Consider the following 26,817-nt stretch of genomic DNA (forward strand, 5'->3'; position numbering starts at 1 on the left):
GAGGCTGATCAATATCGATTTCATGCGGCATTACCCTCGCGGTTTCCGGTTTGCGCTGCCTGCCAGCGCTCGACAAGCGCCTCGGCGATCCGCGCCGTCTCGCGCAAAGGCGGATAGGTCCAGCGCTCCAGCTCGCCCAGATAGGGGCGTACCGCACCGGCGCCTTCCAGTTCGGCGTGCAGACGCGAGAACTTCCCGGGCGTGCCTTCCATCGGCAGGGCATAGACCGGACTCCCGGTCACGCAGGCTTCCACCAGCATGTTGGTCGATTCCTCGGTGACGAAAATCCAGTCGGCGGCCGCTAGGAAGGCGAAATAGGGATTCTCGCCTTCACCGTCGAAGAACCAGACGCGCTCCGTATCGGCGAAGCGGGCTTTCAGGCGGTTTCGGATCGGGTCCGGCGTGCGCCGGGACACCGTGACCATCAGGCTGATATCCTGCTCCAGCCAGCCCTGCATGCGGGCTTCCAGATAGTCCGCGATCCGCGGCGTCAGACGGAAACGCTTTGAATGACCGCCGATCAGGACGGCGGCACGCGGTCCGGGGAGGGTATCCAGTTTCGCCTTGAACGCCTTTGCGCCCGCATCCAGCTGGGCGTCGGTGACGCGATTGGGCGAACCGATCATGGGAAGGGCATTGGCGCGGACCAGCCGGTCGTGCCTGGGGGCGGCGATCAGGTCGAAATCATCGTAATGCCCGCGCGGATCCTGGACGTAGACGAAATAACCCTTCGGAAAGATGCCGCGGTGTTTGCGTGCGAGCGGTATCGCGGCGCGGCCGCATCCGATCCAGAGGTCCGGCCGGCTTGCCGCGGGCAGTGTGATGAAGCCGTCCTTGCGTACGGTGATACGCTCTGTGACGAGTGGTGCGTCTAGACGACCCCTGACGGCCTCGGCGAGCCCGAGTGCCTGGTTCTCGATCCCGCGGCGGCCGTCGGAGACGACCCAGCAGGTCAGGGCGGTGGATGTGGCGGCCGGAACGGACATGACAGGAGTTAGAAGCCGGGCGGTGCCGAGCGTCAACCGTTCTTGGGCGGTCGCGACCGCCCAAGCCGGGAGTGACGTGGGACATCGTCTCCCGAGCATTGAGCGCGATCGGCGGGAAGGGATTGACAGGGCGCGCTACAAGTGTAGCGTAACATTTCGTGTGTAGCACAAGTGTTACGGGTCTCGTCATGACAACTGCCTCGTCACCCTCCCAGTCCGAACTCGCCGTCCTCAAGCATCTCTGGCGTGCCGGCGCGCAAAGTGCGCGTGAGGTCCAGACTGCACTCGAGCCGGCGACAGGCTGGTCCTATTCCACGACCCGCACGCTACTCGCGCGCATGACGGAAAAGGGACTGGTCGCCAAGCGCGACGTTCACGGCCTCTCCGTGTTCGAGGCGCAGGTCGAGAAGGTTTCGCTCATGGGGCGGTTGATCCGGGACTTCGCCGCCAATGTCCTCGACCTCGATGGCCCGCTCCCGGCGTCCGCCTTCGCGAACTCTGATCTGTTCACCGACGAGGAGGCTGCGGCTCTGACGCGCCTGTTGGAAGACACGGCGGAGTGTGGCGAGGACGCGAAATGACCGGTTTGCTCGACGCACTTCTGACGGGTGCTGCCCTGTCCTGTCTTTCGGGACTGGCGGCCTGGATCGCTGCGCGCGCTGCAGCCCGCGCGCGGGACAATATGTCCGTTTCTGTCTGGCGCACAGCACGTCTGGTCGCCGTCCTGCCCTTGCTGCTCGCGCCGGTCATCTTTTTCGTACCTCAGGCCGCGCCCGAGCTGGCAGAGGCCGCACCGATCCAGATACCGTCAGCGCTGGACCGGCCTTCCGTTGTCGACCCCGCCCCGACACGTTTGGCGCCAGGACTGGCGCTGCCAAAGCCTGCTCAGCTGATCGCTGCGGTCTACGTCATCGGTCTCCTCCTGGCCCTGGGCGTCGCCTTCCAGCGTCATCGCCGCCGGACCCGTTTCATGACCGGCAGTCGACCGGCTACTTACGCGGAACGGCGGGCGTTCGACAGCCTCGCACGGCGTCTTGGCGTCCGTGCCCCCGAGATGAGAGTGAGCGAAGCGGCGACCACGCCTTTCCTCACCGGCTGGCGGGGTGTGGTGATTGTGCCCGAAGGCTTTCTGCAAACCGGCGAGCTGGCGCATTACGCGCTGGTTCACGAGCTTTGCCACTTGCGCAGGGGCGACGAACGCGACCGGCTTGTCGGTTCTGCACTGGTCTTGCTTCTCTGGTTTCACTGGCCTCTCCGCCGCATCGAGCGTGAGCTCGGCGTGGCGCGTGAGCTGGCCTGCGACCGGGAGGCCCTGCAGGCGCTGGGGGGCGCCGAGCGCAAGCCCTATGCGGCGGCGCTCATCGACATGATGCGGAGTGCGGCCCAGCCCGTCTCTGCCTTCGGACCCCAGGACAGGAGACACAGAGAAATGCGTATCAAGGCCATTCTGGCGGGCAATTCGACGGCCCGCACCCGATCCATGCTGCTGAGCGGTTGCGTATTGGCGCTGGCTGTCCCTATGGCGATCGCCCAGGCGGCGATGACCGAACGACGTCCGGCGGAGGCCCCCGGAGCCGAGGCGCCGGCCCTGGTCCAGCCGGGCTCTCGTGAACGCGCTCCGTCTGTCCCGGACGTGCCGGCTCATGTGCCGCCGTCCGCACCGGTCGTGAGCCCGGCACCTGCCAGTGCCCCGGAGCCTGGGGCTGCACCCATACCGCAGCCTGCACCGGCGCCTCGGGTTGTGCCGGCTCCTCCTCTGCCTTCGCAAGTCGCCGAGGGACGCGTAACGTCGCATTTCGGGCCAAGGCCCGCCCGGCCGGCCGGTTCACCGCCTTTCCATGGCGGCACGGACATCGCCGCGCCACGCGGCACGGCTATCCTGGCGCCGGGCGACGGTGTGGTCACGCACGCGCAAGCCGGTTTCCAGGACAGTGCCCGCTGGGGCAATACGCTGGTGCTCGATCACGGCGATGGCTGGCAGACCATCTATGCGCACATGGAAGGCTTCGATGTGGAGGTCGGGGATATCGTGTCCGCGGGCGACCAGATCGGGCGCGTCGGATCGACCGGCGCCTCTACCGGTCCTCATGTCCATGTCGAGCTGCGCCATCACGGCGAGCGCGTGGACCCGGCGGATCATCTGGCAGGGTTGCGCTGATCGCGCTTCGTTCAGCGGGGCGTCATCCGGCTGTGGTATAAGGGGCTGTTACGCTCATTACAGTCGGTGCGCCCATGGATCTCCCGAGGAATGGGCCGCGGCTGGCGGCGTTGGCGATCATGTCTTTCGCCGCCGCATGCGCCCAGACATCACAACCGGCTTCGCAGACGACCGCCGCGAGCGATCGAACGCCGCCCCCCATATTGCGGCATGTACCGCAACGAAGCGAATGGGACCGTTTCCCCCATCCGGTCGTGCAGGGCGTGATCACCAGCCGTTTCGGTGCGCGCCGGGCCCGTGGCGGGGGGCGCATCGGATCGCATGGCGGTCTGGACATTGCAGCGCCCATCGGGACGCCCGTGCGCAGCGCCGCGAGCGGACGCATCATCCATGCCGGCTACGGTTACAACGGATCATCTGCCTTCGGGATCGCCGTCGTGGTCGACCATGGAGATGGCTGGGTGTCGCTTTATGCGCACCTCTCGGCAGTGCACGTCCGCGCCGGTCAGCACATCGAGGGCGGACGACTTGTCGGGCGCGTCGGTGAGACAGGCAATGCCACGGGTCCGCACGTTCACATCGAGATCCGCCATCATGGCCGGCACCTTGACCCGGCCCGGTACATCACTGGTCTCGGAGCCGGGGTCTGACCGGCGATCGCAAAACAGAAAAACGGCCGGAGCGGAAGCTCCGGCCGCCATTCTTTCATAGCGACCAGATCGCTATTCCCAATCGACCGACATGATCTCGTAGGATTTCAGCCCGCCCGGTGCATTCACCTCGACGACGTCGCCGACTTCCTTGTTGATCATGGCGCGGGCGATCGGCGAGGAAATCGAGATCTTGCCCGACTTCACGTCCGACTCGTCGTCGCCGACGATCTGATAGGTGGATTCCTGCTCGGTATCCTCGTCGAGAACGGTCACGGTCGCGCCGAACTTGACGGTATCGCCGCTCATCTTGGTCACGTCGATGACCTGGGCGCGCGCCAGCTTGTCCTCGAGTTCCGTTACACGGCCCTCAATATAGCCCTGGCGTTCCTTCGCGGCGTGATACTCCGCGTTTTCGGACAGGTCACCGTGCTCGCGCGCTTCGGAAATCGCGGCGATCACCGCCGGACGCTCGACGGTTTTCAGACGTTTCAGCTCTTCGTCGAGGGCTTTATGCCCTCCGACGGTCATAGGGATCTTGTTCATACGACCACTTAACTTCGGGAATTGGAGACAGGCTAGCCTCGCAAAAAAGGGTCATCAAGAGTAGGTCTGCAGCGCCTGGGGTTCAAGCGCGCCGTCGTCGATGCGGCGCAGTGAAGCGATGGCGGCCCGGGCGGCCGAGGCTGTCGTGTAGCAGGGTATCTTCATTTCCAGCGCCGAGCGGCGGATGGAATAGCTGTCCAGATGCGACTGGCGACCCTCGGTCGTATTGAAGATGAGCTGCACGTCGCCATTCTTCATCAGGTCCACGATGTGCGGGCGTCCTTCGAAGACCTTGTTGACGCGGGTCACCGGAATGCCGGCTTCCTCGAAGGTCTTGGCAGTGCCGCCGGTAGCGAGAATGGTGAAGCCGAGCATTTTCAGCACGCGCACCGGTTCGATCATCGCGGGCTTGTCGCCTTCCTTGAGCGAGATGAAGACGGCGCCCTTGCGCGGCAGGGCGATACCGGCGCCGAGCTCTGCCTTGGCGAAGGCGGCTTCGAACGTGGTGTCGATGCCCATGACTTCACCCGTCGAGCGCATTTCCGGCCCGAGCACCGGGTCGACGCCCGGGAAGCGGGCCCACGGCATGACGGCTTCCTTGACCGAGATGTGCTTGGGCGCTGGATCCTTCAGGCCGAACTCGGCGAGCTTGGCGCCGGCCATGACCTTGGCTGCGATCTTGGCGACCGGCTGGCCGATGGCCTTGGCCACGAAGGGCACGGTACGCGAGGCTCGTGGATTGACTTCGAGCACGTAGATCGTGCCATCCTTCACGGCGAACTGGACGTTCATCAGGCCGCGTACGCCGATAGCCTTGGCCATGGAGACGGCTTCCGCCTTCAGCTCGGCGATCATCTCGTCGGAGAGATTGTAGGGCGGCAGGGCGCAGGCACTGTCGCCGGAGTGTACGCCGGCTTCCTCGATGTGCTGCATCACGCCGGCCACCCAGACATCCTCGCCGTCGCAGATCGCGTCGACATCGATCTCGTCCGCATCGGTGAGATAGCGGTCGAGCAGGAGCGGAGATTTGCCGGAGACATGCACGGCCTCGCGCAGATAGCGGTCGAAGCTGTCCATCTCGCGGATGATTTCCATGGCCCGACCGCCGAGCACGTAGGAGGGGCGCAGGACGAGCGGGAAGCCGAGCTTCTCGGCCTCGGCGCGGGCTTCTTCTTCCGACGAGGCGATCGCGTTCGGTGGCTGTTTCAGGTTCAGGCTGTCGAGCAGGTCCTTGAAGCGTTTGCGGTCTTCGGCCAGGTCGATGGCGTCCGGCGCGGTGCCGAGGATCGGCACGCCTTCCGCTTCCAGTTCGCTGGCAAGCTTGAGCGGGGTCTGGCCGCCATACTGGACGACCACGCCGGCGAGCATGCCCCTGGATTGCTCGACCGCGATCAGCTCGAGCGTGTCCTCGATCGTCAGCGGTTCGAAATAGAGACGGTCGGCCGTGTCGTAGTCGGTCGAGACCGTCTCGGGGTTGCAGTTCACCATGATGGACTCGATGCCCATCTCGCCGAAGGCGAAGGCCGCGTGGCAGCAGCAATAATCGAACTCGATGCCCTGTCCGATACGGTTCGGGCCGCCGCCGAGAATGATCGCCTTCTTCTTGTCGGTCGGATCGCTCTCGCAGTCCGCGACACCGTCGAAGCCGGGCGTCTCGTAGCAGGAATACATGTAGGGCGTTGCCGCGAAGAATTCGGCAGCGCAAGTGTCGACGCGCTTGAAGACCGGGCGCACGCCGAGTGCGTGACGCGCCTGGCGCACATCGCTTTCTTCCTTGCTGGTCAGCATTGCAAGGCGGGCATCGGAAAAGCCCATGGACTTGAGCTTGCGGAAGCCGTCGGCGTCCTGCGGCAGGCCGAGCGTGGAGACGTCTTCCTCGGCGTGCACGAGCGCCTCGATCTGGCGCAGGAACCAGGGCTCGTAGAGCGAGGTCGCCTGGACTTCATCGACCGACAGGCCCTCGCGGAAGGCCTGGGCGATAACGCGCAGACGGTCCGGCGTGGGCAGGGAGAGCGCGGCACGGACGGCTTCCTTGCGGGCATCTTCGGACTGCGCGTCCTCGACGCCCGGCAGCTCGATCTCGTCGAAGCCGGTCAGGCCGGTCTCGGTCGAACGCAGGGCTTTCTGCATGCTTTCCTGGAAGTTCCGGCCGATGGCCATCACCTCGCCGACCGATTTCATCGAGGTCGAGAGCTTGGCTTCGGCGCCCGGATACTTCTCGAAGGCGAAGCGCGGGATCTTGGTGACGACATAGTCGATCGTCGGCTCGAAGGAGGCCGGCGTGGCGCCGTCGGTGATGTCGTTCGCGATCTCGTCGAGCGTGTAGCCGACGGCCAGTTTCGCGGCGACCTTGGCGATCGGGAAACCGGTCGCCTTCGAGGCCAGGGCCGAGGAGCGCGAGACGCGCGGGTTCATCTCGATCACGACCATCCGGCCGTCTTCCGGGTTCACCGCGAACTGGACGTTGGAACCGCCGGTCTCGACGCCGATCTCGCGCAGCACGTTGAGCGAGGCCGTGCGCATGATCTGGTATTCCTTGTCGGTCAGCGTCAGGGCCGGCGCGACGGTGATGGAGTCGCCCGTGTGCACGCCCATCGGATCGACGTTCTCGATGGCGCAGACGATGATGCAGTTGTCCGCCTTGTCGCGGACGACTTCCATCTCGAATTCCTTCCAGCCGACGATGCTTTCCTCGACGAGGATTTCATCGACCGGCGAGGCATCGAGGCCGGACTTGCAGATCGCCTCGTACTCTTCGACATTGTAGGCGATGCCGCCGCCCGTGCCGCCCAGGGTGAAGGACGGACGGATGATGGCCGGCAGACCGATCTCGTTCATCACGGCTTCGGCCTCGGTCATGGAATTGACCGTGCGCGAGCGCGGGCTCTCGAGGCCCAGCTTGTCCATCGCATTGCGGAAGCGCTCGCGGTTTTCAGCCTTGTCGATCACGTCCGCCTTGGCGCCGATCATCTCAACGCCGAAGAGGTCCAGCACGCCGCGCTTGTCGAGTTCCAGTGCGCAATTGAGCGCGGTCTGCCCGCCCATGGTCGGCAGCAGGGCGTCGGGGCGCTCCTTCTCGATCACCTTGGCGACCATTTCCGGGGTGATCGGCTCGATATAGGTCGCGTCCGCCAGCTCCGGATCCGTCATGATCGTGGCCGGGTTCGAATTGACCAGGATGACCCGGTAGCCCTCGGCTTTCAGCGCCTTGACCGCCTGTACGCCCGAATAGTCGAACTCGCAGGCCTGACCGATCACGATGGGACCGGCGCCGATGATCAGGATGGACTGGATGTCTGTGCGTTTGGGCATGGGCGTGGCCTTCGTTTTCATGCGCGCGCGCTCGTCGCGACCCTCCGTGAACGGAGCGCCGTGCAAGCGGTCAGTTTTGGTGCTGAAGCGGGTACCTAACGCGGAATCGAATGGAAGGCGAGGGGGAAACTGAGCCTTTCGGTGCGTTTTGGCTCAGGTCTCTGAATTATTTATAACAATTCAAGTTCCCGCCGCATATTTTCCCGGGCCTGATCTCCAAGCCTGCTTTCGTAGTGGTCGGTCAGGAATATGCGCGGCGCCTTGCGGGCCGACTTGAGGAAAGCGCGGCGCCCTTGCCGGTAGAGCAAACCGGGCGCCCATCCATACTCTTCGCGTACGCCTTCAGCATAGCGGTCGTAAATTTCCGGCGGTGCGCCGAGAATGGAGAAGTCGATATCCAAAAAGAGATCATCGTCGTGGTCCGAACCGCCATCCTGGTGGGAGGCGGTCGCCTCGATAAGAGCTGTCACGCGATCCACGAGTCCATCGGCGAGGGCGAGCCCGGCGAGTTCCTCGTGCGCCAGCCGGGCACTTCTCACCTCGTTATCCTTGGCCTTGGTGTTGTAGATCGCATCGTGGAACCAGGCCGCCAGCCAGACGCGGCCAGGTTCACGGAACTCGCCTGCCATCCGGTCTATCTCGGCGAAGATGTATTCGAGATGCGTTAGGCCATGATATCGCCTGTGCGGTTCTGCGTAAGCCGCGAGAAGCTTGTCTATGACAGGCTCATTGGGAGACTGACCCAGCGCGTTCATCTGGTCCAGCCAGCGCTGCTTGAGTGTCATCGCAAGATCAGACATCGGCGAGCTCCAGATTGCGCCACAGCATGGGCTGCACGTCCGGCCGCGTTCCGGTCACGCGTTCGCCGACCAGCCAGTGGGCGCGTTCGTGGACGAGCGGGATGATGGCGGCCTGGTCGTGGATGTGATCGTTGGCGGCCCGGTAGAGGCGGGCGCGGGCCTCCGGATCGCTCTGGCGGCGGGCCGAGGCCATCAGTGCCGCGAAGGCATCGTCACGCCAGTTGAAATTGGCCGCGAACCCGTCCGGTGCGAACGGATCGAGCATGAAGAAGGGGTCGGCCTTGAGGCCGCGATTGAAGCTGGCCACGGCAATGTCGAAATCGCCGCCATCGACGGCCTGGTAGAGATCGGTCGGGTAGGAGACCAGGAGCTCGGTCTCGACGCCGATCCGCCGCCAGTCGTCCGCTATGGCGACCGCTATCCGCTCGCCGACGCCGGGTGTCGTTCGGATTTCGAGTGGACGATCGATCCGGGTGGCACCTGCCTGGGGCATATCCGGCACGTCTCCCGACCCCTGCAGCACGCGCCGTGCGGGATTTGCCGTCCCCGCGTAGAACTCGCGGGCGATGAACCCCCGGTCTATGGCCGCGGATAGGGCGCGGCGCACATTCACGCGATTGAACGGAGCTCGCGCATGATTGAGCTTCAGATAGCGCAGGATCGGCGCATCGAAGCTCCTAAAGCGTTCGCCCAGCCGGTCTCGCAGGAAGTCGAGCTGGGAGGGCGGCGGATTGTCGGCGAGATCGTAATCGCCCGAGCGGAAGAGACGGACGCGAGTGGCATCGTCGCGCACGGCGTCGACGCGAATCTGCTCGATGCCCACATCGTCGGCGGCGTAATAATTCGGGTTCTTCACCAGATCGAGCGCGAGCTGGCTTTCCGCGGTGACCGTATAGGCGCCAGCCGTGACGATATTTTCCGGGCGCACCCATTGCAGGCCGTGCACGTCGATGACGTGGCGCGGGAAGGGGTAGAATTCGCGCATCAGGGTGGGAAGCAGGCCCAGCGGCGTATCGAGGCGGAATTCGACAGTCCGGTCGTCCAGCGCGCTGACGCCCAGCGCTCCCGGCGGCATCTCGCCGGCCAGCACCGCGCGGGCATTCGCCACGGCGTAGAAATCGCCGAGAACGGCAAAGCTCTGGCTGGGATCGACGATGCGCCGCGCGGAGTAGACCACGTCTTCCGCCGTGAGTGGATGCCCGTCCGACCAGCTCAGCCCCTCGCGCAGCCGAAACGTCCAGCGCAGCCCGTCGCGGCTGACATCCCAGCTCGCAGCGAGCCCTGGCACCACCTCGCCGCCGGGCCCGTATTCGGTGAGCCCGGCATGGATCTGCTTGTAGACGAGTGCGGCGGAGGCGAACTCCCCGCGCGCCGGATCGAGACTGTCAGGCAGGTTCGACGTGGCGACGCGCAGCAGGCCCGCGGGCGGCGCGGAGCGGGAACAGGCGGCAAGGCCGGTGGCGGCAGAGGCGGCGAGCAGAGCGCGGCGATTCAGCATGTTGCCATCATGGCGAGATTTTGGGTCGGGAAAAGCCTCCACCCGGCGGTCCTCAGTCTGAACACGCCTGCCGAAGCTGATTCAGCGCGGCGGGAAATCCGTCGAGCTCGAAGCTCACGTCGATATCAGCCGCCTCGGTCATCAGTGTCATGTCCAGGCGCTGACCTGAAACCAGGCGGTCGACGACATCCTCCGGATCAGCATCAGCCGGCAGCCCGAAAACATTGTAGCTCGTTCGCCGGGCCGTCCACGCCGCGTCGGGCAAGGCTTGATCGTCCACTGACCAGCGGACTGGAATCGCATCCTGCTCAAGATATCCAGGATCGATATAAAGCAGTATCGAGAGATCGCCCGACAGGCATGAAAGCGACAGACCCGGTCGCACCCTCAACCCGTAGGGCATGGCGACGAATGCACGGGATGGCGTCCATGCCGAAACGAAGATGCTGCCGTTCTCGGTGCGTTGTGGATCGCTGACGGTCCAGTCGGCCGGCAGCAGGGCTCCTGCCGGCGCGTCGCGGTTCCGGCGCCACTGCTCCAAGGTGTTTATGTCCTGCTCGCTCGCCATTCCGAGCCGCTCGTGCTGACTCTCGCTCTGAGTCTCAGGCGAGCAAGCCGAAAGGACGGCAAGGGCGAAAACAGGTACCAGACATGCGGATCGATGCATAACCGCAGAGTGGCATGATTTGCCTGGATGCAAAGCTGCGACTTCTAATCTGGTCGCTACCGTCACGCGGTTACGCCACCTCTTTTTTCAGCTCGCCGACAAACCGGTCGAAGACGCCGAAGCTGTCCTGCGGGCCCGGGGAGGCTTCCGGGTGGTGCTGGACGGCCCAGACAGGCTTGTCGGTCAGCTTGAAGCCGGAATTCGTGCCGTCGAAGAGCGAGACATGGGTTTCCACGGAATTGGCTGGCAGCGTCTCCCCATCGACTGCGAAGCCGTGATTCATGGAAACGATCTCGACCTGGCCGGTCTCATGGTTCTTCACGGGATGATTCGCGCCGTGATGGCCCTGGGGCATTTTGACGGTCTTCGCGCCGACGGCGAGGGCCAGCATCTGGTGTCCAAGGCAGATGCCGAGCGCCGGGAAGCCGGCCTCGATGACGGCCTTGATGGTCGGCAGGGCGTATTTGCCCGTCTCGGCCGGGTCGCCCGGACCGTTGGAGAAGACCACACCGTCCGGATCGAGCGCCTTGATGTCCTCGAAGGAGGCCTTGCCCGGCAGCACGGCGACGCGGGCGCCGGCGCCGACGAGGAGGCGCAGGATGTTGGCCTTCACGCCGAAATCCAGCACGACGACACGCGGGCCTTCTTCAGGACCATGGGCATAGCCTTCGCCCAGCGTCCAGTTGCCTTCATTCCACTCGCCGGCCTCGGTACGGGCGACATCGCCCGCCAGCTCGCGGCCTTCCATGGTCGGCGCGCCGGCGGCAGCGGCCTTGAGGGCCTCGACATCGATATTGCCGGAGGCGTCATGGGCGATGGCGCACATCATCATGCCCTTTTCGCGGATGCGGCGGGTGAGGGCGCGCGTATCGACGCCGGTCAGGGCGACGATGCCGCGAGTGCGCAGCCATTCCTCGAAGGACTGCTCTGCGCGCCAGTTGGCCGGCGGCGTGATTTCGGCACGGCTGATCATGCCGACAGCGGCGTGGGTGGCCGGCTCGGAGGCGGCTTCCTCGTCTTCGCTGTTGGCGCCGACATTGCCGACATGCGGGAAGGTGAAGCAGACGACCTGGCCAGCATAGGACGGGTCCGCGAGGATTTCCTGGTGGCCGGTCATCGCCGTATTGAAGCAGAGCTCGCCGACGGCCTGGCCGCTGGCGCCGGCACCGTGGCCGAGAAAAACGCTGCCGTCGGCCAGTGCGATCGCACCGGTAGCATTGGCGTGGGATGATTGCGTCATGTCAGCTCTCCAGGACCATTCAGACCTACCGGCGGGCCGCGCGGGAATCGGGCGGTGGCAACATCCGGGTAAACGGCCGCTCTGCTAGTCGCTCCGGATCACGCGGTCAATACCGCACGGATGCATGGCTGTCCCGCCGATCACGCTTTTGCCGCGGGGCTTGATTCTTCCGTCACAAGAGCATATTCCCCGCTCCCTCGTTTCGGAGGCTCGAGCCTCGGCGTCAGTTGCCACAAGGATAAGGCCGAATTCGCGCGAAACAGTGTACGCCCGGCAGGGCCTGCAAACCCGAACTCTTCGCACCGATATTTCCCGGCCGGCGCGTTTTCGGCGCCCAGATGGATTGGTTGTTCCCATGACACTTCGTGATCGTATCTCCGACGAAATGAAGTCCGCGCTCAAGGCGAAGGACAAGATGCGTCTGGCGACGCTCCGCCTGATTTCGGCGGCCATCAAGGATCGCGATATCGCGGCTCGCGCGGAAGATCGCTGCGGCGGCTGCGAGGACCAGGAAATCATGTCTCTGCTCCAGAAGCTGGTAAAACAGCGCGAGGAGAGCGCGGAGACCTACGAGAAGGCCGGCCGGCTCGACCTGGCCGAGGCAGAGCGTGCGGAAGCGGACATCGTTCGTGAATACCTGCCCAAGCCGATGGACGAGGGCGAGATCGAGCGGGCCGCCGCCGATGTGGTCGGCGAGCTCGAAGCATCGGGCCTGAAAGATATGGGCCGCGTCATGAACGAGCTGAAGTCGCGCTATACCGGCCGCATGGATTTCGGCAAGGCCGGCGCCAAGGTGAAGAGCCTGCTGACCGGCGCGGCCTGATACCTTTCGCCATCCTGCAGATTTCCGCGCGCTGACGGTTTTCCGGGCGTGACGTGACCGACTTTCGAGCGCATCATGTCCGGCTAAAGTGCGCCAATCGGAGCGGGTTCGTCCTTCATGCGTCTGAGCGAAGATTTCATTGACGAGATCAAGGCGCGCGTGCGGCCCTCCGACCTGATAGGGCGGACCGTCCAGCTCAAGCGGCAGGGACGTGAATTCGCGGGACTCTCGCCCTTCAAGAAAGAGCGTACGCCCTCCTTCTTCGTCAATGACGAGAAACGCTTCTACCACTGCTTTGCGACCGGCAAGCATGGCGACATCTTCACCTGGCTGGAGGAGATGGAGGGCCTGTCCTTCATGGAGGCGGCCGAACGCCTGGCAGGCGAGGCGGGATTGCGCCTGCCCGATCCGGACCCCGAGGCCGCCCAGAAGACCCAGCACCGCAAATCGCTGGTCGAGTGGATGGAGGCGGCGCAGGCTTTCTATCTGCGCGCCCTGCGCTCGCCCGCCGGCGAGGAAGCGCGCAATTATCTCAAGCGCCGCGGCCTGACCGGCGAGGACTGCAAGACGTTCGGGATCGGCTATGCGCCGGAAAGCCGGACGGCCCTCAAGGACGAGCTCGTCACGGCGGGCGCACCGATCGGCGATCTCATCGAGGCCGGTCTCCTGATCGAGCCGGACCAGGGTTCGCCCTATGACCGCTTCCGCGACCGCATCATGTTTCCGATCCACGATCCGCGCGGACGGCTGGTGGCCTTCGGCGGGCGCGCTCTCTCCAAGGAAGCGCGGGCGAAATATCTCAACTCGCCGGAAACGCCGATCTTCCACAAGGGGTCGGTGCTCTATCACTATCCCGAGGCCCGCCGGGCCGCATCCGATCCCAAGGCCGGTATTCGGGGCCTGATCGTCGCCGAGGGCTATCTCGACGTCGTCGCGCTGGCGCGCGCCGGGCTCCAGCAGGGCGTGGCTCCGCTGGGGACGGCGATCACCGAGGACCAGATCCAGCTCCTGTGGCGCGCTGGCGGCGAGCCGGTGATGTGTCTCGACGGAGACGCGGCCGGCCGCGGCGCGGCCTTCAAGGCCGCCGACAGGGCCCTGCCTCTGCTCGAGCCGGGCAAGACACTGCGTTTCGCTTTCATGCCGGAAGGCAAGGATCCGGATGACCTGCTCCGCGAAGAGGGCAGCAACGCCCTGCGGGCTGTCTTCACGGAGACGCGCTCGCTCGCCGATCTGCTCTGGGAGCGCGAGGTTTCCGCCGAGCCGCTGGACGATCCCGATCGTCGCGCCAGCTTTCGCCGCCGCATCCGCGCCCTGGTCGCTCAGATTTCCGACAGTGACATCCGCGAGGAGTACAAGCGCGAATTCGATCAGCGCATGGACGCGCTCTTCGGCTCGCGCCCTCGTTACGAGAAGCGTTCACAGTCGGGACGGGGGCGCCTGCCCCGCCTGGGTCCGACAGCCGGTCTGCGACGCGCGGCACAGGCCAGGCCGGGCGCCTCGGACGCGCGTATCCTGCTGATCGCGGCGATCGAATACCCGGAAATCGCGCTGGATCAGGTGGAAACTTTGGCGCTTTTACGCCTCGGTCCGCTTGACTCATTGCGCGACGCCGTTCTAGACGCCTGCTCTTCTGGGCAGTCTGTGCAAACCGACACGCTAAGGGCCCGATTGGCCGAAGCCGGATACGCGGCAGAACTGAAGCGGTTGGACGGAGAGCGCGGGCCCATGCGGGCCGCCCTTGGCGGAACGGAAGCATCATCCATGGCTCGGGGCGAGGCTTGGATGCGGCTTGCGGCGGCCTATATGGAACGGAGTGAGGCACAGGACCGGCGCGACGAGATCCGCGCGCGGTTGGCGGAAGAAATTGGCAGGGACGATTCTGACAGCGTGCGACGGTTGGTGGAGGCCTACCGCCGAGAGACATCACGGTCTGAGTCATCCTGACAGAGTTTTACCATTGTGCGCAGCTGACAGCGCGACAGGGACGAATACATGAGCAAACCGGCTGAAGCCAACGAATCGACGGAAGCGCAGGACGGCCCGCTGCTGGACCTGACGGACCAGTCGGTGAAGAACATGATCAAGACCGCCAAGAAGCGCGGTTATGTGACTCATGACGAGCTGAATGCGGTTCTCCCGAGCGAGGAGTTCTCCTCCGAGCAGATCGAGGACGTGCTCGCCCAGCTTTCGGAAATGGGTATCAATGTGGTCGACAACGACCCTGATGCCGATGACGAAAACGGCGATAATGCCAAGGCCGCCGACTCGAGCGACGATTCCGAGGAATCGGAGGAAAGCGAAAGTCGCGCCGTGGCCGGCGCGAGCAAGACTGCCGTGGTCGGTCAGAATACGCCGTCCTCTGCCGATCGTACCGACGACCCGGTCCGCATGTATCTGCGCGAGATGGGCTCGGTCGAGCTTTTGTCACGCGAAGGCGAAATCGCGATCGCCAAGCGCATCGAGGCCGGCCGCAATGCGATGATCCGCGGCCTCTGCGAGAGCCCGCTGACTTTCGAGGCCATCATGGTCTGGCGCGACGAGCTCCAGGAAGGCCAGGTTCTGCTGCGCGACATTATCGACCTCGACGCCACCTATGGCGGCCAACAGGCCGAAGCGGCTGGCGATGATGAGGACGAGGACGGAGAGGACACCGGCGAAGGCGAAACGCCGACGCCCGAACAGGCCGGTCCGTCCGGCAAGCCGGACGAGGACGAAAAGACCAAGTCCGACGACGACGAGGAGGACGGCGAGGAGACCGAGGGCTCCGGCGAGGATGATGACGACGACGATGATGATGACGGCGCGTCGCTCTCCCTGTCCGCCATGGAAGCCGAACTGCGCGACGGAGTCATGGAGACGCTCGACCTGATCGCGAGCGATTTCGCGGCCTTCCGCAAGCTCCAGGACAAGCTCGTCGCAGCCCGTATCGAGGGCAAGGACCTCACCAAGCAGAGCCGCGAGAAATATGAGGCGCTGCAGAACTCCATCGTGACTCACCTCAACACGATGCACCTGAACAATGCCCGTATCGAGGCGCTGGTCGAACAGCTCTATGCGATCAACAAGGAACGCATGACGCTGGAAGGCAAGCTGCTGCGTATGGCCGACGCGCACGGCGTGCCGCGCGCGCAGTTCATGGATAGTTATTTCGGAAACGAACTAAATCCGGAATGGCCGAGTTCCATGGCCGATACGTCCAAGGCCTGGGCCCGGTTCGTGGACCGTGAACGTGAAGATGCGGGCAAGATTCGTGACGATTTGGCCGATCTGACCCAGCGTGCCGGCGTGCCGATCGAGGATTTGCGCCGCATCGTCCGCACCGTCCAGAAGGGCGAGCGCGAGGCGCGCGTGGCGAAGAAGGAAATGGTCGAGGCGAACCTGCGTCTCGTCATCTCCATCGCCAAGAAATACACCAATCGCGGCCTGCAATTCCTGGATCTTATCCAGGAAGGCAATATCGGCCTGATGAAGGCCGTCGATAAATTCGAATACCGCCGCGGCTACAAGTTCTCCACCTATGCCACCTGGTGGATCCGCCAGGCGATCACCCGCTCGATCGCCGACCAGGCCCGCACCATCCGTATCCCGGTGCACATGATCGAGACGATCAACAAGATCGTCCGCACCTCGCGCCAGATGCTGCACGAGATCGGCCGCGAACCGACTCCGGAAGAACTGGCTGAGAAGCTGGCCATGCCGCTCGAGAAGGTTCGCAAGGTGATGAAAATCGCCAAGGAGCCAATTTCGCTGGAAACGCCGATCGGCGACGAGGAAGACAGCCACCTTGGCGACTTCATCGAAGACAAGAATGCGGTCCTGCCGATCGATGCCGCTATCCAGGCCAATCTTCGTGAGACTACGACCCGCGTGCTCGCCTCGCTCACGCCGCGCGAGGAGCGCGTGCTCCGCATGCGCTTCGGGATCGGCATGAATACCGACCACACGCTCGAGGAAGTCGGCCAGCAATTCTCGGTCACCCGCGAACGTATCCGCCAGATCGAGGCGAAAGCGCTGCGTAAGCTCAAACACCCGAGCCGTTCGCGCAAACTCAGGAGCTTCCTGGACAATTGATCCCCGCAGATCCGCTTGCGGGCCGGGATCGTGGACATTTTCAAAGGCCGCCCGACCGGGCGGCCTTTTTGCTGTCAGGCCTGCGCCGTTCTTCCAGGCAGACATGACCGCCAGCCGACCTTCGCGTTAAATCCTCGTCAGATTGTCGATTTGTCTCAGCAGCGTGGCGATCGTCCGGTAAATTGCCGTCATGACAGCGCTTCAACCGCCTTCGCCTGCATCCTGCACGTTCAGCCAGGCACGCTTCAGTATGAGGCCGGGCGAACGTCATGCCGGTCATGCCCATGACAGCTGGCACCTTCTCGTTGTCGAGGATGGCGGATTCGAAGAGGCGCAGGGGGATGGAAGTTTCCATGTGTCCGGAGGCCAGCTACGGCTTTCGCCGGCGGGACTTGGCCATACGCTGCATGTCGGCGCGGCGGGCGCTGCGTGTCGCAATATCCACCTGCGCGACAAGGCGCTGACGCGGCGGCTGGGGCGGTTGTTCGGACACAGCCATGTGCGTCTCGAAGCCGGCGAAGACCCGCCGGACGCCGAGCGCGGGCTCGCCGGAGAACTTGACCTTTATGCCTATCTCGCTCGCCTGTGCCGCGGCACGACGGGTGATGACAGGCCCCTGCCGGCCTGGTTGCGTGAGGCTCGGATCGAGATCGAGGGCAGCGATACGCGGATCTGCGCGCTAGCGGAGCGCTTCCGGGTCAGCCGCGAGCATTTTTCGCGGCAATATGCCGACGCCTTCGGGTGCTCTCCAGTCGCGGCGCGGCAAATTTCCGCGACTCTGAGGGCGACAAGCCTCATTCTCGAGACCGATGCAGCACTCAGCGAAATCGCGATAGAGGCCGGTTTCTGCGATCAAAGCCATATGTGCCGCGCGATCCGGGCGCGCACGGGGTCCAGTCCGCGCAGCCTGCGCCCCGCCGCCTGAAGATCACATTCGTCCAATACGGGCCCGGTCGCACCGGATTATGCGTGTGTCATCCCACGCAATGGCGAAGGAAAACAGGATGACACAGACTTCTTTTGCGGCCCGGCTGAGGTCGCACGGTACAGCCGCACTTCTCTCCATAACGGCCACCGCAGGCCTGGTTGCGCCTTTGGCTCATGCCGATGGCGGACCGATCCCGCTCCGGTTCGATGCGTCGGGCCGTCCGGTGGTGTCGGCGAATGTGAATGGCGAAGCCGCCTTCGACTTCGTCGTCGACACGGCGGCGCAGCGCACGGGTATCGGCGCCCCGGTCATCGATGAACTGGGACTGGAGCCGGCGCCGGGCATGCAGGCGCAAATCGCCGGTGTCGCGGGGCACCGAACCGTCCCGATGTACGCGCTAGATACGTTCGAGGTCGGCGGGCGCCTTGTCGAGGATGGATACTATTATTCGCTGACGGGCGAGTTCGACGCCGGTGGCCACGGGCATGACGGTATTATCGGTCAGGACATCTTTGCATCGGGCCGTATCGTCTTCGACTGGGCGGAGCGGACCGTCGGCTTCGGCGCCGGAGCCGAGGCCGGCCTTGGCGATGCGGTGTCTGCACGCTTGATGTATGGCGGCTTCTTTCTGGTGCCGGTCAGCGTCAATGGCGTGGAGGCCATCGCCGTGATCGATACCGGCGCGGCGGAAAGCTTCGCCAACCCGGCCTTGCTCGCAGCCATGCCCGACCGGGCTGAGACGGACGCCGTCACGTCGCAGCGCATGGGGGTGAGCCAGCATGAAATCGAGCGGGTAGAGGGTTTTGCTGCCGGTATCGAGATCGGGTCGGCCCGGCTCGGCACGGGAGCCCTGACAATCATCGACTCGCCGACTTTCCGGACGTTCGGATTGACCGGAACGCCGGCGCTCATTCTCGGAATGGACCGGCTGTCGGAGCTTCGCGGCTTCGCGCTTGACTACGACCTGGCGGTGTTCCGCGTTCTCCAATAGGGAACAGAAAAAGAAAGGCCGGGCGATTGCCCGGCCTTTCCCATTGGATACGGCGTCGGTCCCCGGCTCAGTCGCGCCGGCTCGCGGCTTCGCGCACTTTCTGCACGGCCGGAAGCAACAGGCTGGCTTCCTCATCCGTTTCCGGAGCTTGCACCGTATCGGCCGTCTCGACCGTGGTGTGTTCGTTCTGGCTCAGGCCACGCGCCCCGTCTTCGCCCCGCGGGGCCTGAACGGTGTCGGCGGTTTCGACGGTAGTATGCTCGTTCTGGTTGAGCCCTCGAGCACGACCTTCATCCGTTTCCGGCGCCCGGATGGTATCGGCGGTCTCGACCGTGGTACCGTTCTGGCTCATCCCGCGGCGGCGCTGCGCCTGGTGGGCACGGGCATGCTGGACAGCGGGCAGGAGAAGGCCGATGGCCGTTGCCGCGGTATCGGGGGCCTGAACCGTTTCGGCCGTTTCCACCGTCGTGTGTTCGTTCTGGCTCAGACCGCGAGCCTCCTGGTTGCGCTCGGCACGAGCGCGCTGGACCGCGGGCAGCAGAAGACCGACAGCAGTTTCGGCGATGCCGGGCGCCTGCACCGTATTGGCCGTCTCGACCGTGGTGTGCTCGTTCTGCGAAAGACGTCCTTCGCTGGATTGCGCGAAGGCGTTGCCCTGGATGGTGCCGAAAGCGGCGATAGCGACAAAGCCGGCAATGACGGCCTGGTTCAGGATTTGGGTCTTCATCTTTAGGTCTCTCCCTTTGGTTCCGCGTCCGTCCCTCCCGGTCCGCGGCGATGACGAGGCGCCTTTTGCGATACCCGGCGGCATGCGCGCAGGTGCAAACGCAAGCGCCGGCGCACATGGGGGTTGCATGGAGTTGCACAACCGTTGCATGCTGCGACCGGGCGTGAGGGCCAGGTCATGAGACCCGATCATTTTTCGGACAAGTTGCGCTGTGTGTTGAAGACGCTGGTCATGAGCCGGACAGGGTTGGCGGCGGCTATCAATGTCGACAAATCGCTGGTCGGACGATGGGTGGCGGGCACCGTTATTCCCTCCGAACACAATCTCGCTAATCTCACGCGCTTTATCGCCGGTCAGGTCGACGGCTTTACCATGCATGACTGGGAACGCCCCCTGCCGGAATTCGCGGCAATGCTGGGCGCCGAACTGGAGCCGGTATCCGAGAGGCCGGCAGGTGCTGACCTCGTCCCGCAGGCCCTGTTCGAGGAAGGTCTTCGAGGCGGGAAAATGCGTGGCAAGGCGTATGAAGGATTCTGGCGAACGGTCCGGTCCTCGAGCGATCTGCCAGGGCATTACCTCTGCGACATCACCATGATCCGTCGTCGTCCGGACGGCCTGATCGGGTTCACGACCGGGATCGAGGGCGAGCGCTATCATGGCTGGGCCCTGCTTCTGCAGCATCAGTTTTTCTCGGTCGGCTGGGACGCCAGCCACACCACGATGATGTTCGGCATTTTCAACGGGATTGCACGTCAGCGCGCGGAAGTGCTGGACGGGATCAATATCGCCACCCTGCGCGATGCCGGCAGTTCGCCGGCCTGTTCGGCCTGCGTCATGGAACGCATTGGCGATCTCAGTGGCGATCCGGCCGCCGACGACGAGTATTTCGAGGACGAGGTCGAGGCGCTCGACCCGATCATCCCGCCGGACCGGGTACCCGGGCACGTGCGCGACAGGATCGCCCGGACGGTATCCTCCGATACGCCGGGCATGATGCGAATGCTCTATGCGACTTCGCTCGCGCGCGGGCCGGTACTGGAAAAGCCTGGTCTCTGACACTGGACGCCCGGAAGCGGCCGGGACATCCTGAACGCATGTCATTGCACCGGCTCCACATCCAGACACACGGCCCCGGCCTCCATGAGTTCACGCGCGAAGCACAAAAATTCGTATCCGAAGTAAACCCTCGCGAGGGCTTGCTGACGGCTTATGTGCGCCACACATCATGCTCGCTGACGATCCAGGAAAACGCTGACCCGGATGTGCAGCGCGACCTCCAGGCCTTCTTTGCGCGGCTTGTACCCGATGCCGACGATCCATCCATGCACTGGTTGACGCATACGACGGAAGGGCCGGACGACATGCCGGCCCACATCAAGGCGGCGCTGACCCACACATCGATCGGCATTCCCGTCGAGAACGGGCGCATGCTTCTGGGGGCGTGGCAGGGGCTGTACCTGTTCGAGCACCGGCGCGCGCCGCACCGGCGCGAGGTCGTTCTTCACCTCGCCTGATCCGACGGTTCAGCTCCCCGGGCTCTCGATCAGTCGCTCATAGCTGTCCACCAGGGCGAGATAGGGCGGGACCGGCGTGTTCTGGATGCCCGATCCGGTATCGATCGCCATCTGGATCTCAAAATGGAGGTGGATCGTGGTGGCGGTCGAACCGAATTCGTTGGAGACGAAACCGAGCCGTTCGCCCTGGCTGACACGATCGCCGACTTCGACCTGGAGCGTATCCTTCTCGAGATGGAGATAGGTATAGCGAACTCCGTCGTCGCTCATAAGGCGGACAGAATAGCTGCCGATCGAGGTAATGGTGCCGTCATCGGCGGCAACCGCCCAGTGGACGGCGTCCTGGCATGTCGCAGGACGGATGTCCTGTCCCTGGTGGCCTTCGCCGGTCGGGCACATGGGCGTGCTGTAGCCCCGCGTTTCGCAGAAATTGTCGCGCCAGGAATAGGCGTAGTTCTGCGCATTGCACTGCCCTCCGGCCGGGCCGAGATAGCCGCCATAATTATAGACTTGGCTGTTGGCGAAGGCGCGCCCCGCTTCGAGAGGAAAGCGCATGCCCGGGACATAGTTGATCTGCAGGGGCTGCCCGGTGCCGGAGCCCTCGATGAGGTCTCCTGCGGGAAGCCAGGTGAAGGCCTCTCCGGCCTCGTCATACTGCGCGGCAGGCAAGACGTCGTCGTCCGGCTCTTCGGCGACGGGTCCGGTATCGTCATCGGCGTCCGGTTCCGTGTCCGGCTCCCCATCCTCGGCAGGTTCGGGCGTATCGTCTTCGCCCGGATCGAGCTCTACCAGTTCGGGCGTGTCGACCGCGATATCGCCGAGACCGGTATCAGGAGGCCAGAACACCATGGCGGCGACGCCGGTCGCGGCAATCATCATGGCAAGCGAGACTTCGGTCGAGCGTGACATCAGCGTTCTCCCTGACCGGCCGGGGTCCCGGCAGCGACGAGCAGTCCGTTTGCGACCTGGCGGGCATAACTGTCGCTCGTACAGCGCGGATCGAAACGCGGATCATCGCACTCGATCGTGATCGAGTAGGCGGCACCGTAGCGATTGAAGGTCAGCTCCTGGCCATATTCCGTCCGGACGATCCGGTAGCCCTTGTTGTCGCGTTGACCCAATTGCCGGGCGACCCGCGCGTCGGGAACTTCGGCATGCGCCATCCGCGTGCCGAACACCTCGATCAGGAAATTCGAACCGGTGATGGATAGCGTGTAGAAATTTTCGTGCGGGAAGAGTGCGATCCGCGGCGTTTCATCAATCCCCAGCGTTGCCATGTTCGGAACCAGAACCGGAAGACGCGTCCCGGTCACGTCGACCAGCTGGGCATTGTCGGGACGCGGCAATTGCGCCAGCGATTGAGCGGAGGACAGTTCCTGCTGGCTGATGACGGTCTGCCGGCGCATGTCCGCAAGCGCGTTGTCCCAGTTGATCGGCATCACACGGGGCTCTTCCGGCGTGGCAGTTGCGCGTTCGGTTGAGAGTGCCGCCCGGTTCAGGACGGCCGGGTCGAGCGCGGTCTGATTGAGCGGGCTTGCGGGCTGCAAATCGGTCTCGAGCGTGCGGGCCGTCGGCGGATCGGCCTCTTGAGCACTATCCTGTGCGGCGCTGGCGGTCGTCGCGGCCAGGGCGAGTGCGAGGGGAATGAGATGCGGCGTCCGTACAGTCATGGCAAACCCGTTTCAAAGCGAAACCATAGCGGATTTTCGCGCAGGGCGCATGTCCGGTTAATGATGCAGGTGCTCACTCAGCGTTCATCGCATCCGGTACGCAGGAGTCGCGTTTACCCGGCCATAAAGGAATCGCACGAAGAGGTGATAATTGAAGACGCGCTATTCGGTTGTGGGGCGTTGAATTTTCCGTCCCGCGCACGTATGTGCAGCGCAATAATCGTAAGTTCGGAGGAGCGCCATGCGCCTCACCATGATGAAGAGCAAGCTGCACCGGGCCGCGGTGACCCAGGCAGACCTGCATTATGAAGGCTCGATCTCGATCGACCGCGACTATCTCGATGCGGCCGGCATCCTGCCGTACGAGCAGGTCGACGTGCTCAACATCAATAATGGCGAGCGTTTCACCACCTATGCCATCGAAGCGCCGCGCGGCAGCCGGACCTTCGGCATCAATGGTGCCGCCGCCCGTCTGGCCCAGGTCGGCGACCGCATCATTGTCGTCGCCTATGCCGAGATGGAAGCGGCCGAGGCCGAGCAGCACGACCCGGTCGTCGTCCTTCTGGACGAGCACAACCAGGTCGTGGCCAAGCCGGAAGCCGCTTAAGCGCAGATTTGCCTATTCCTGCGAGATGCAGAAGTCGGCGCTGACCGTGGCGGTCAGCGTCAGCTGTCCGGCTGCAACAGGTGTCGGGGCGGCTGCATCTTCGAACATGCCGAACGTGCGGGCTTCGAAGACCGGTTGCGGCACGCTTCCGCCTTCGCTCATCCGCCGGATGCCGCACAGCTCGAATCCGGCTGCATCGGCAAAGAGTTCGGCCTTTTCGAGAAGATCGGCGATGGCTTCGCGGCGAGCCGTATCCATGGCCTCGTCCGTGTCTTCCGCACCGAATGAGACGCTGTCGATCGAATTGGCGCCGGCCGTCACCATGGCATCGATGACTTCGCCGACATCGCCGGTGTCGCGCACGCGCGCCGATACGGTATTGCGCGCCTCATAGCCGATGATTTCCAGACGTGTACCGCCTTCCTCGCGGCGATTGTCGTAGACGGGCGAAACCGAGAGACGGGCCGTTTGCATGTCATTCTCGGCGACGCCGGCGCGACGCAGGGCGGTGAAGGCCTGGGACATGGCATTGGCATTGGCACGAACAGCCGCCTCGGCCGTTTCGGCGCGCGTCACGACGCCTGCGCGCACATCCGCAAACTCGGGCGCCAGCTGAATATCGGCGCTGGCCGAGAGCGATAGCGTCGGCGCCGCCTCGTCCGCGCTCTGGGCGCAGGCGGGCAGGGTGATGAAGGCGAGGGCGGCCGTCGAGGCCAGGAGTGCGCGGATCATGTCGGTGGTCTCCATTGGGACGTCTGTCGATAGGAACCCTAACCAGCCACATCCGCGCTGTCTGCACCCTGAACGGGCAGGCCTTGATTATGCCACGCGCATTACGGTTCTGTCAGTTTTCCCGCGCAAGCCTGCGATGCCGACTTGGCGGCGGCTCGCCTTGCCGGTATCGATAGCGACGCTCTGTCGAGCGGGCCTGTAGCTCAATTGGTTAGAGCCGGCGGCTCATAACCGCTTGGTTGGGGGTTCGAGTCCCTCCGGGCCCACCACTATCATTGTAAGTACTTGTATTCATTGGGCTATTGGTTGTCGCGATTTATCCAGCGTGTTGGATGAAGATGCCGAGATTGGGATACCGATGAGAATATTAAGCAGAATTGTAGTCGGTACAGCGGCGCTCATCTGGTTTGTCTTGGCGTCGTTTGTGGTGGCTAACCCACTCACATTGCTCGATGTCGCTGAGGCCGACCTTGATCGATTGTACGGGATTATGATGTTTTGGCCGCCTCTTGGTTTGATTACTCTGATCGCTGCAGCTGTCCTAGCGTGGAGAGGACGGGCTGGTTTGGCGCTTGCGTTAGTGGTCTTCGCTCCGATGGTTTGGGCGGCGTTTTTTCTGCCGCAGGTCTATACCTCTGAAAATCAGCAGTATTTGATTGACTGCGGAGACTATTTGGAGCGCAACCCTCAGCACTAATTCCTTTCGAAGACTGCGAGCTGATCCCGTGCAGAGCGGTTTGACCGCAAGCGGGCGACTGGAACACGAGAGCCGTATCCGTGTGACTTGTCATGCAGACTCTATGGCTGAGAATCTGTGCCCTACTCCACGCCAAAGACACTTTCCGCGAACCCTATCGAACAGTACGACCAATTCGGCAGGTCAAAATCTTACCAAGGTATTGATTTATAACGGTTGACTTATGCCCTCCGGGCCCACCATTCTCCGTCCCGATATTCCCGTTGTCTCCCGAATGCCTGCCGCGCCGGTGCGCGCAATATCCGGCAAGTGTTGCGCGGATGCGCCTGGCGACCGAAGGCCTTGTGGGAAAAGGAAAAGTCCGGGCGTTCAAACCGGTGAGCCGGGACCCGGAACAGGGTCAGGTTGCGCTGATATTATATTTCCCGAAAAACGTTCAAATGGCGACTTGCTGGCCTAAGAAAACCGCACTAGGAGTGCGGCGTTATCGGCCAGGGACGGTCGATATTTCAAGACAGGGGACGTCAAAGTGAAAAGTGTTCTGATTGGCGGCGCGAGCCTGCTCGCGCTGGCTGGAAGCGTTGCGCCGGCGTTCGCGGACGGCGATGTGGATGAAGCCCGTATCAGCGAGCTGGAAGCGCGGATCGCGCAACTCGAGGAGACCAATCGCCGTCTGCTCGAATATCTCGAAGGCCAGATGGAAAGCGAAGCGGCTCCGGCGGCCGCTCACGGCCCGCATCATGGGGCTGGCCAGGCGCCGATGCCGCACCATGCGCCGGCGGACAATGTTGCCACCACGCCGTATCACGCCGACATGCACCAGGCCCACATGGCCGATGCGCAGAGCGCCATGGGCGAGAACTTCGTCGGTCTGAGCTCGGAATACAGCTATCGCGTTCTGGACCACGCCGAGAACGTGAATACCCGCCAGCTCGTTCAGCTGGAGGCGATGCGGAATGGCGAGCTGAACCATCGCGTGACGCTCGGCGGCGCCATCACGGCGCTTGCGAACTACCAGCGTTCCAACTCCGACACGAAATTCGGCTGGCTGATGCGCCACCCGACCTCAAACAACCAGATCGGCGAGGAAGTTTCGGAATTCGTCGTACACTCGGCGCAGCTGGCGACGACCGCCCGCCTGAGCGAGAACATGACCGGCTATATCGAGCTGCTCTACGATCCCGAGCAGAGCTTCGGTCAGGGCACGATCACGGCCCTCGGCCGCAACCAGATCCAGCTCCGCCGCGCCTATGTGATGTGGGGCAATCTGGACAATTCGCCGGTCTACGCCGCCATCGGCAAGATTGACACGCCCTTCGGCCTCAACGATACGGTCAGCCCGTTCACCAATTCGTCGAACTGGCACGCCTTTGCCGGCCTCGCCTATGGCGGTCTGGTTGGCTATTACGACAATGGTCTCCACCTGCGCGCCATGGCGATTCAGGGTGGTGCCCAGTTCCGCGCTGCCAACACTTCGGTCCAGGGCACGAACGTGCCGTCGCGCGTGAACAATTTCGCGATCGACGCCAACTACACCGGCACGTTCGGCGATGGCGACAGCTTCATGGTCGGAGCGAGCTACGAACATGGCAGCCCGTACTGCCAGGCCTACCCGGTTTTCCACTTCAACCCGTGCGACGAGAACAACCCGGCCTGGGCCGTCTATTCGCGTATCAATCTGGGCGATCTGGAATTGCTGGGCGAATACGCACAGACGACGGACGTCTGGCCGGGTTCTGCCGTTCCGGCGCCGAACCCGCTCAGCGTTTTCGAGGCCCAGGAAACCGTGTCCTTCACCTTCGGCGGCCGCTACGGCCTCGATATTGGCCGCGACAGCGATCTCGACATCTCGCTCGAGTTCAGCCGCTTTCGTGCCGGCGATGACGGTGCGCCCTGGGAACGCCAGGACCAGTGGGTTGCCGGACTCGGCTACTTCGTGACGCCTTCGGTCAACCTGTTCGGCGAATACATCCACACGGATGGCTGGGTCCCGCTCAACTTCCTCAGTGGTGGCAACCTGCCGGGTGGTGCGACCTGGTCCGAGCGCGATGCGCAGACGGACATCCTCACCTTCGGCGTGCAGGCTGCATTCTGACGATCCGGATCAGTCGGACTTCGGTCCGCACCCAGACAAGGGCGGCGCCGGCAGGCGCCGCCCCTTTTGTTTCGGGAAAAAGACAACCATGAATATGTGGTGCGC

Annotated in this window: 24 protein-coding genes and 1 tRNA gene; 14 read left to right on the forward strand and 11 right to left on the reverse strand. The window is 63.8% G+C overall.

Annotated elements, in window-relative coordinates:
- Positions 1–20: 20 nt before the first annotated feature.
- On the reverse strand, positions 21–986 hold the full coding sequence (locus AC13HB_RS04135; RefSeq protein ID WP_482948461.1) for a mitochondrial fission ELM1 family protein: 966 nt from the start codon (positions 984–986) through the stop codon (positions 21–23).
- A 188-nt stretch (positions 987–1,174) separates the two neighbouring features.
- Here AC13HB_RS04135 and AC13HB_RS04140 point away from each other — a divergent pair, with 188 nt between their 5' ends.
- The 3 genes from AC13HB_RS04140 to AC13HB_RS04150 all read left to right on the forward strand — a co-directional run bounded on the left by AC13HB_RS04140 (position 1,175) and on the right by AC13HB_RS04150 (position 3,794).
- Positions 1,175–1,567 (forward strand): BlaI/MecI/CopY family transcriptional regulator, encoded by a 393-nt coding sequence (locus AC13HB_RS04140; protein ID WP_482948462.1) that lies wholly within the window; start codon positions 1,175–1,177, stop codon positions 1,565–1,567.
- Positions 1,564–3,144, forward strand: a complete 1,581-nt coding sequence (locus AC13HB_RS04145) for a peptidoglycan DD-metalloendopeptidase family protein (protein ID WP_482948463.1) — start codon at positions 1,564–1,566, stop codon at positions 3,142–3,144. Before AC13HB_RS04140 ends, AC13HB_RS04145 begins: the two co-directional genes overlap by 4 nt.
- A gap of 263 nt (positions 3,145–3,407) precedes the next feature.
- A complete protein-coding gene (locus AC13HB_RS04150; protein WP_482948464.1) occupies positions 3,408–3,794 on the forward strand; it encodes a murein hydrolase activator EnvC family protein in 387 nt (128 codons plus the stop codon).
- Positions 3,795–3,866: 72 nt separating this feature from the next.
- On the opposite strand, the gene greA is transcribed toward AC13HB_RS04150, so the two are convergent.
- The 6 genes from greA to carA all read right to left on the reverse strand — a co-directional run bounded on the left by greA (position 3,867) and on the right by carA (position 11,857).
- On the reverse strand, positions 3,867–4,340 hold the full coding sequence (gene greA / locus AC13HB_RS04155) for a transcription elongation factor GreA (protein ID WP_482948465.1): 474 nt from the start codon (positions 4,338–4,340) through the stop codon (positions 3,867–3,869).
- 54 nt (positions 4,341–4,394) lie between these two features.
- On the reverse strand, positions 4,395–7,652 hold the full coding sequence (gene carB / locus AC13HB_RS04160; RefSeq protein ID WP_482948500.1) for a carbamoyl-phosphate synthase large subunit: 3,258 nt from the start codon (positions 7,650–7,652) through the stop codon (positions 4,395–4,397).
- A gap of 170 nt (positions 7,653–7,822) precedes the next feature.
- Positions 7,823–8,452 (reverse strand): HD domain-containing protein, encoded by a 630-nt coding sequence (locus AC13HB_RS04165; protein ID WP_482948466.1) that lies wholly within the window; start codon positions 8,450–8,452, stop codon positions 7,823–7,825.
- Positions 8,445–9,950, reverse strand: coding sequence for a peptide ABC transporter substrate-binding protein (locus AC13HB_RS04170; RefSeq protein WP_482948467.1), 1,506 nt, complete (start codon positions 9,948–9,950; stop codon positions 8,445–8,447). Before AC13HB_RS04170 ends, AC13HB_RS04165 begins: the two co-directional genes overlap by 8 nt.
- A gap of 52 nt (positions 9,951–10,002) precedes the next feature.
- Positions 10,003–10,518 (reverse strand): hypothetical protein, encoded by a 516-nt coding sequence (locus tag AC13HB_RS04175; RefSeq protein ID WP_482948468.1) that lies wholly within the window; start codon positions 10,516–10,518, stop codon positions 10,003–10,005.
- Between the two features lie 169 nt (positions 10,519–10,687).
- Positions 10,688–11,857, reverse strand: coding sequence for a glutamine-hydrolyzing carbamoyl-phosphate synthase small subunit (gene carA / locus AC13HB_RS04180; protein ID WP_482948469.1), 1,170 nt, complete (start codon positions 11,855–11,857; stop codon positions 10,688–10,690).
- A gap of 355 nt (positions 11,858–12,212) precedes the next feature.
- Here carA and AC13HB_RS04185 point away from each other — a divergent pair, with 355 nt between their 5' ends.
- The 5 genes from AC13HB_RS04185 (at position 12,213) to AC13HB_RS04205 (ending at position 18,670) form a co-directional block, all read left to right on the forward strand.
- Positions 12,213–12,680 (forward strand): GatB/YqeY domain-containing protein, encoded by a 468-nt coding sequence (locus AC13HB_RS04185; RefSeq protein WP_482948470.1) that lies wholly within the window; start codon positions 12,213–12,215, stop codon positions 12,678–12,680.
- Between the two features lie 117 nt (positions 12,681–12,797).
- The gene (dnaG, locus tag AC13HB_RS04190; RefSeq protein ID WP_482948471.1) at positions 12,798–14,624 is read left to right on the forward strand and encodes a DNA primase; all 1,827 of its coding nucleotides are present in this window, start codon (positions 12,798–12,800) and stop codon (positions 14,622–14,624) included.
- A gap of 48 nt (positions 14,625–14,672) precedes the next feature.
- A complete protein-coding gene (gene rpoD / locus AC13HB_RS04195) occupies positions 14,673–16,751 on the forward strand; it encodes an RNA polymerase sigma factor RpoD (protein ID WP_482948472.1) in 2,079 nt (692 codons plus the stop codon).
- 190 nt (positions 16,752–16,941) lie between these two features.
- Positions 16,942–17,676 carry a helix-turn-helix domain-containing protein gene (locus AC13HB_RS04200; protein WP_482948473.1) on the forward strand — a complete coding sequence of 245 codons (735 nt, stop codon included), beginning with the start codon at positions 16,942–16,944 and terminating at the stop codon, positions 17,674–17,676.
- 79 nt (positions 17,677–17,755) lie between these two features.
- Positions 17,756–18,670, forward strand: coding sequence for an aspartyl protease family protein (locus AC13HB_RS04205; RefSeq protein WP_482948474.1), 915 nt, complete (start codon positions 17,756–17,758; stop codon positions 18,668–18,670).
- Positions 18,671–18,737: 67 nt separating this feature from the next.
- On the opposite strand, the gene AC13HB_RS04210 is transcribed toward AC13HB_RS04205, so the two are convergent.
- Positions 18,738–19,397 (reverse strand): hypothetical protein, encoded by a 660-nt coding sequence (locus AC13HB_RS04210; protein ID WP_482948475.1) that lies wholly within the window; start codon positions 19,395–19,397, stop codon positions 18,738–18,740.
- A 177-nt stretch (positions 19,398–19,574) separates the two neighbouring features.
- Here AC13HB_RS04210 and AC13HB_RS04215 point away from each other — a divergent pair, with 177 nt between their 5' ends.
- Both AC13HB_RS04215 and AC13HB_RS04220 read left to right on the forward strand, forming a co-directional pair.
- Positions 19,575–20,453, forward strand: coding sequence for a helix-turn-helix domain-containing protein (locus tag AC13HB_RS04215; protein WP_482948476.1), 879 nt, complete (start codon positions 19,575–19,577; stop codon positions 20,451–20,453).
- A gap of 38 nt (positions 20,454–20,491) precedes the next feature.
- Positions 20,492–20,911, forward strand: a complete 420-nt coding sequence (locus AC13HB_RS04220; protein ID WP_482948477.1) for a secondary thiamine-phosphate synthase enzyme YjbQ — start codon at positions 20,492–20,494, stop codon at positions 20,909–20,911.
- Positions 20,912–20,920: 9 nt separating this feature from the next.
- Here AC13HB_RS04220 and AC13HB_RS04225 read toward each other — a convergent pair whose 3' ends face one another.
- Together AC13HB_RS04225 and AC13HB_RS04230 are read right to left on the reverse strand one after the other, a co-directional pair.
- Positions 20,921–21,820, reverse strand: coding sequence for a M23 family metallopeptidase (locus AC13HB_RS04225; RefSeq protein WP_482948478.1), 900 nt, complete (start codon positions 21,818–21,820; stop codon positions 20,921–20,923).
- Positions 21,820–22,581: a hypothetical protein gene (locus tag AC13HB_RS04230; protein WP_482948479.1), complete on the reverse strand. Its 762-nt coding sequence runs from the start codon at positions 22,579–22,581 to the stop codon at positions 21,820–21,822. The genes AC13HB_RS04225 and AC13HB_RS04230 overlap by 1 nt, the downstream gene beginning before the upstream one ends.
- Before the next feature lie 241 nt (positions 22,582–22,822).
- Here AC13HB_RS04230 and panD point away from each other — a divergent pair, with 241 nt between their 5' ends.
- A complete protein-coding gene (gene panD, locus AC13HB_RS04235) occupies positions 22,823–23,188 on the forward strand; it encodes an aspartate 1-decarboxylase (RefSeq protein WP_482948480.1) in 366 nt (121 codons plus the stop codon).
- A 12-nt stretch (positions 23,189–23,200) separates the two neighbouring features.
- Here panD and AC13HB_RS04240 read toward each other — a convergent pair whose 3' ends face one another.
- Positions 23,201–23,920 carry an SIMPL domain-containing protein gene (locus AC13HB_RS04240; protein ID WP_482948481.1) on the reverse strand — a complete coding sequence of 240 codons (720 nt, stop codon included), beginning with the start codon at positions 23,918–23,920 and terminating at the stop codon, positions 23,201–23,203.
- A gap of 192 nt (positions 23,921–24,112) precedes the next feature.
- Between AC13HB_RS04240 and AC13HB_RS04245 the strand changes: the two genes are divergently transcribed.
- The 3 genes from AC13HB_RS04245 (at position 24,113) to AC13HB_RS04255 (ending at position 26,712) form a co-directional block, all read left to right on the forward strand.
- Positions 24,113–24,189 (forward strand) — tRNA-Ile (locus AC13HB_RS04245).
- Positions 24,190–24,245: 56 nt separating this feature from the next.
- Complete coding sequence (locus AC13HB_RS04250) at positions 24,246–24,617, forward strand: hypothetical protein (RefSeq protein ID WP_482948482.1); 372 nt, start codon at positions 24,246–24,248, stop codon at positions 24,615–24,617.
- A 529-nt stretch (positions 24,618–25,146) separates the two neighbouring features.
- Positions 25,147–26,712, forward strand: a complete 1,566-nt coding sequence (locus tag AC13HB_RS04255; RefSeq protein WP_482948483.1) for a hypothetical protein — start codon at positions 25,147–25,149, stop codon at positions 26,710–26,712.
- The last annotated feature ends 105 nt before the right edge of the window (positions 26,713–26,817 follow it).

It is taken from the genome of Maricaulis sp. B-26, assembly GCF_056857855.1.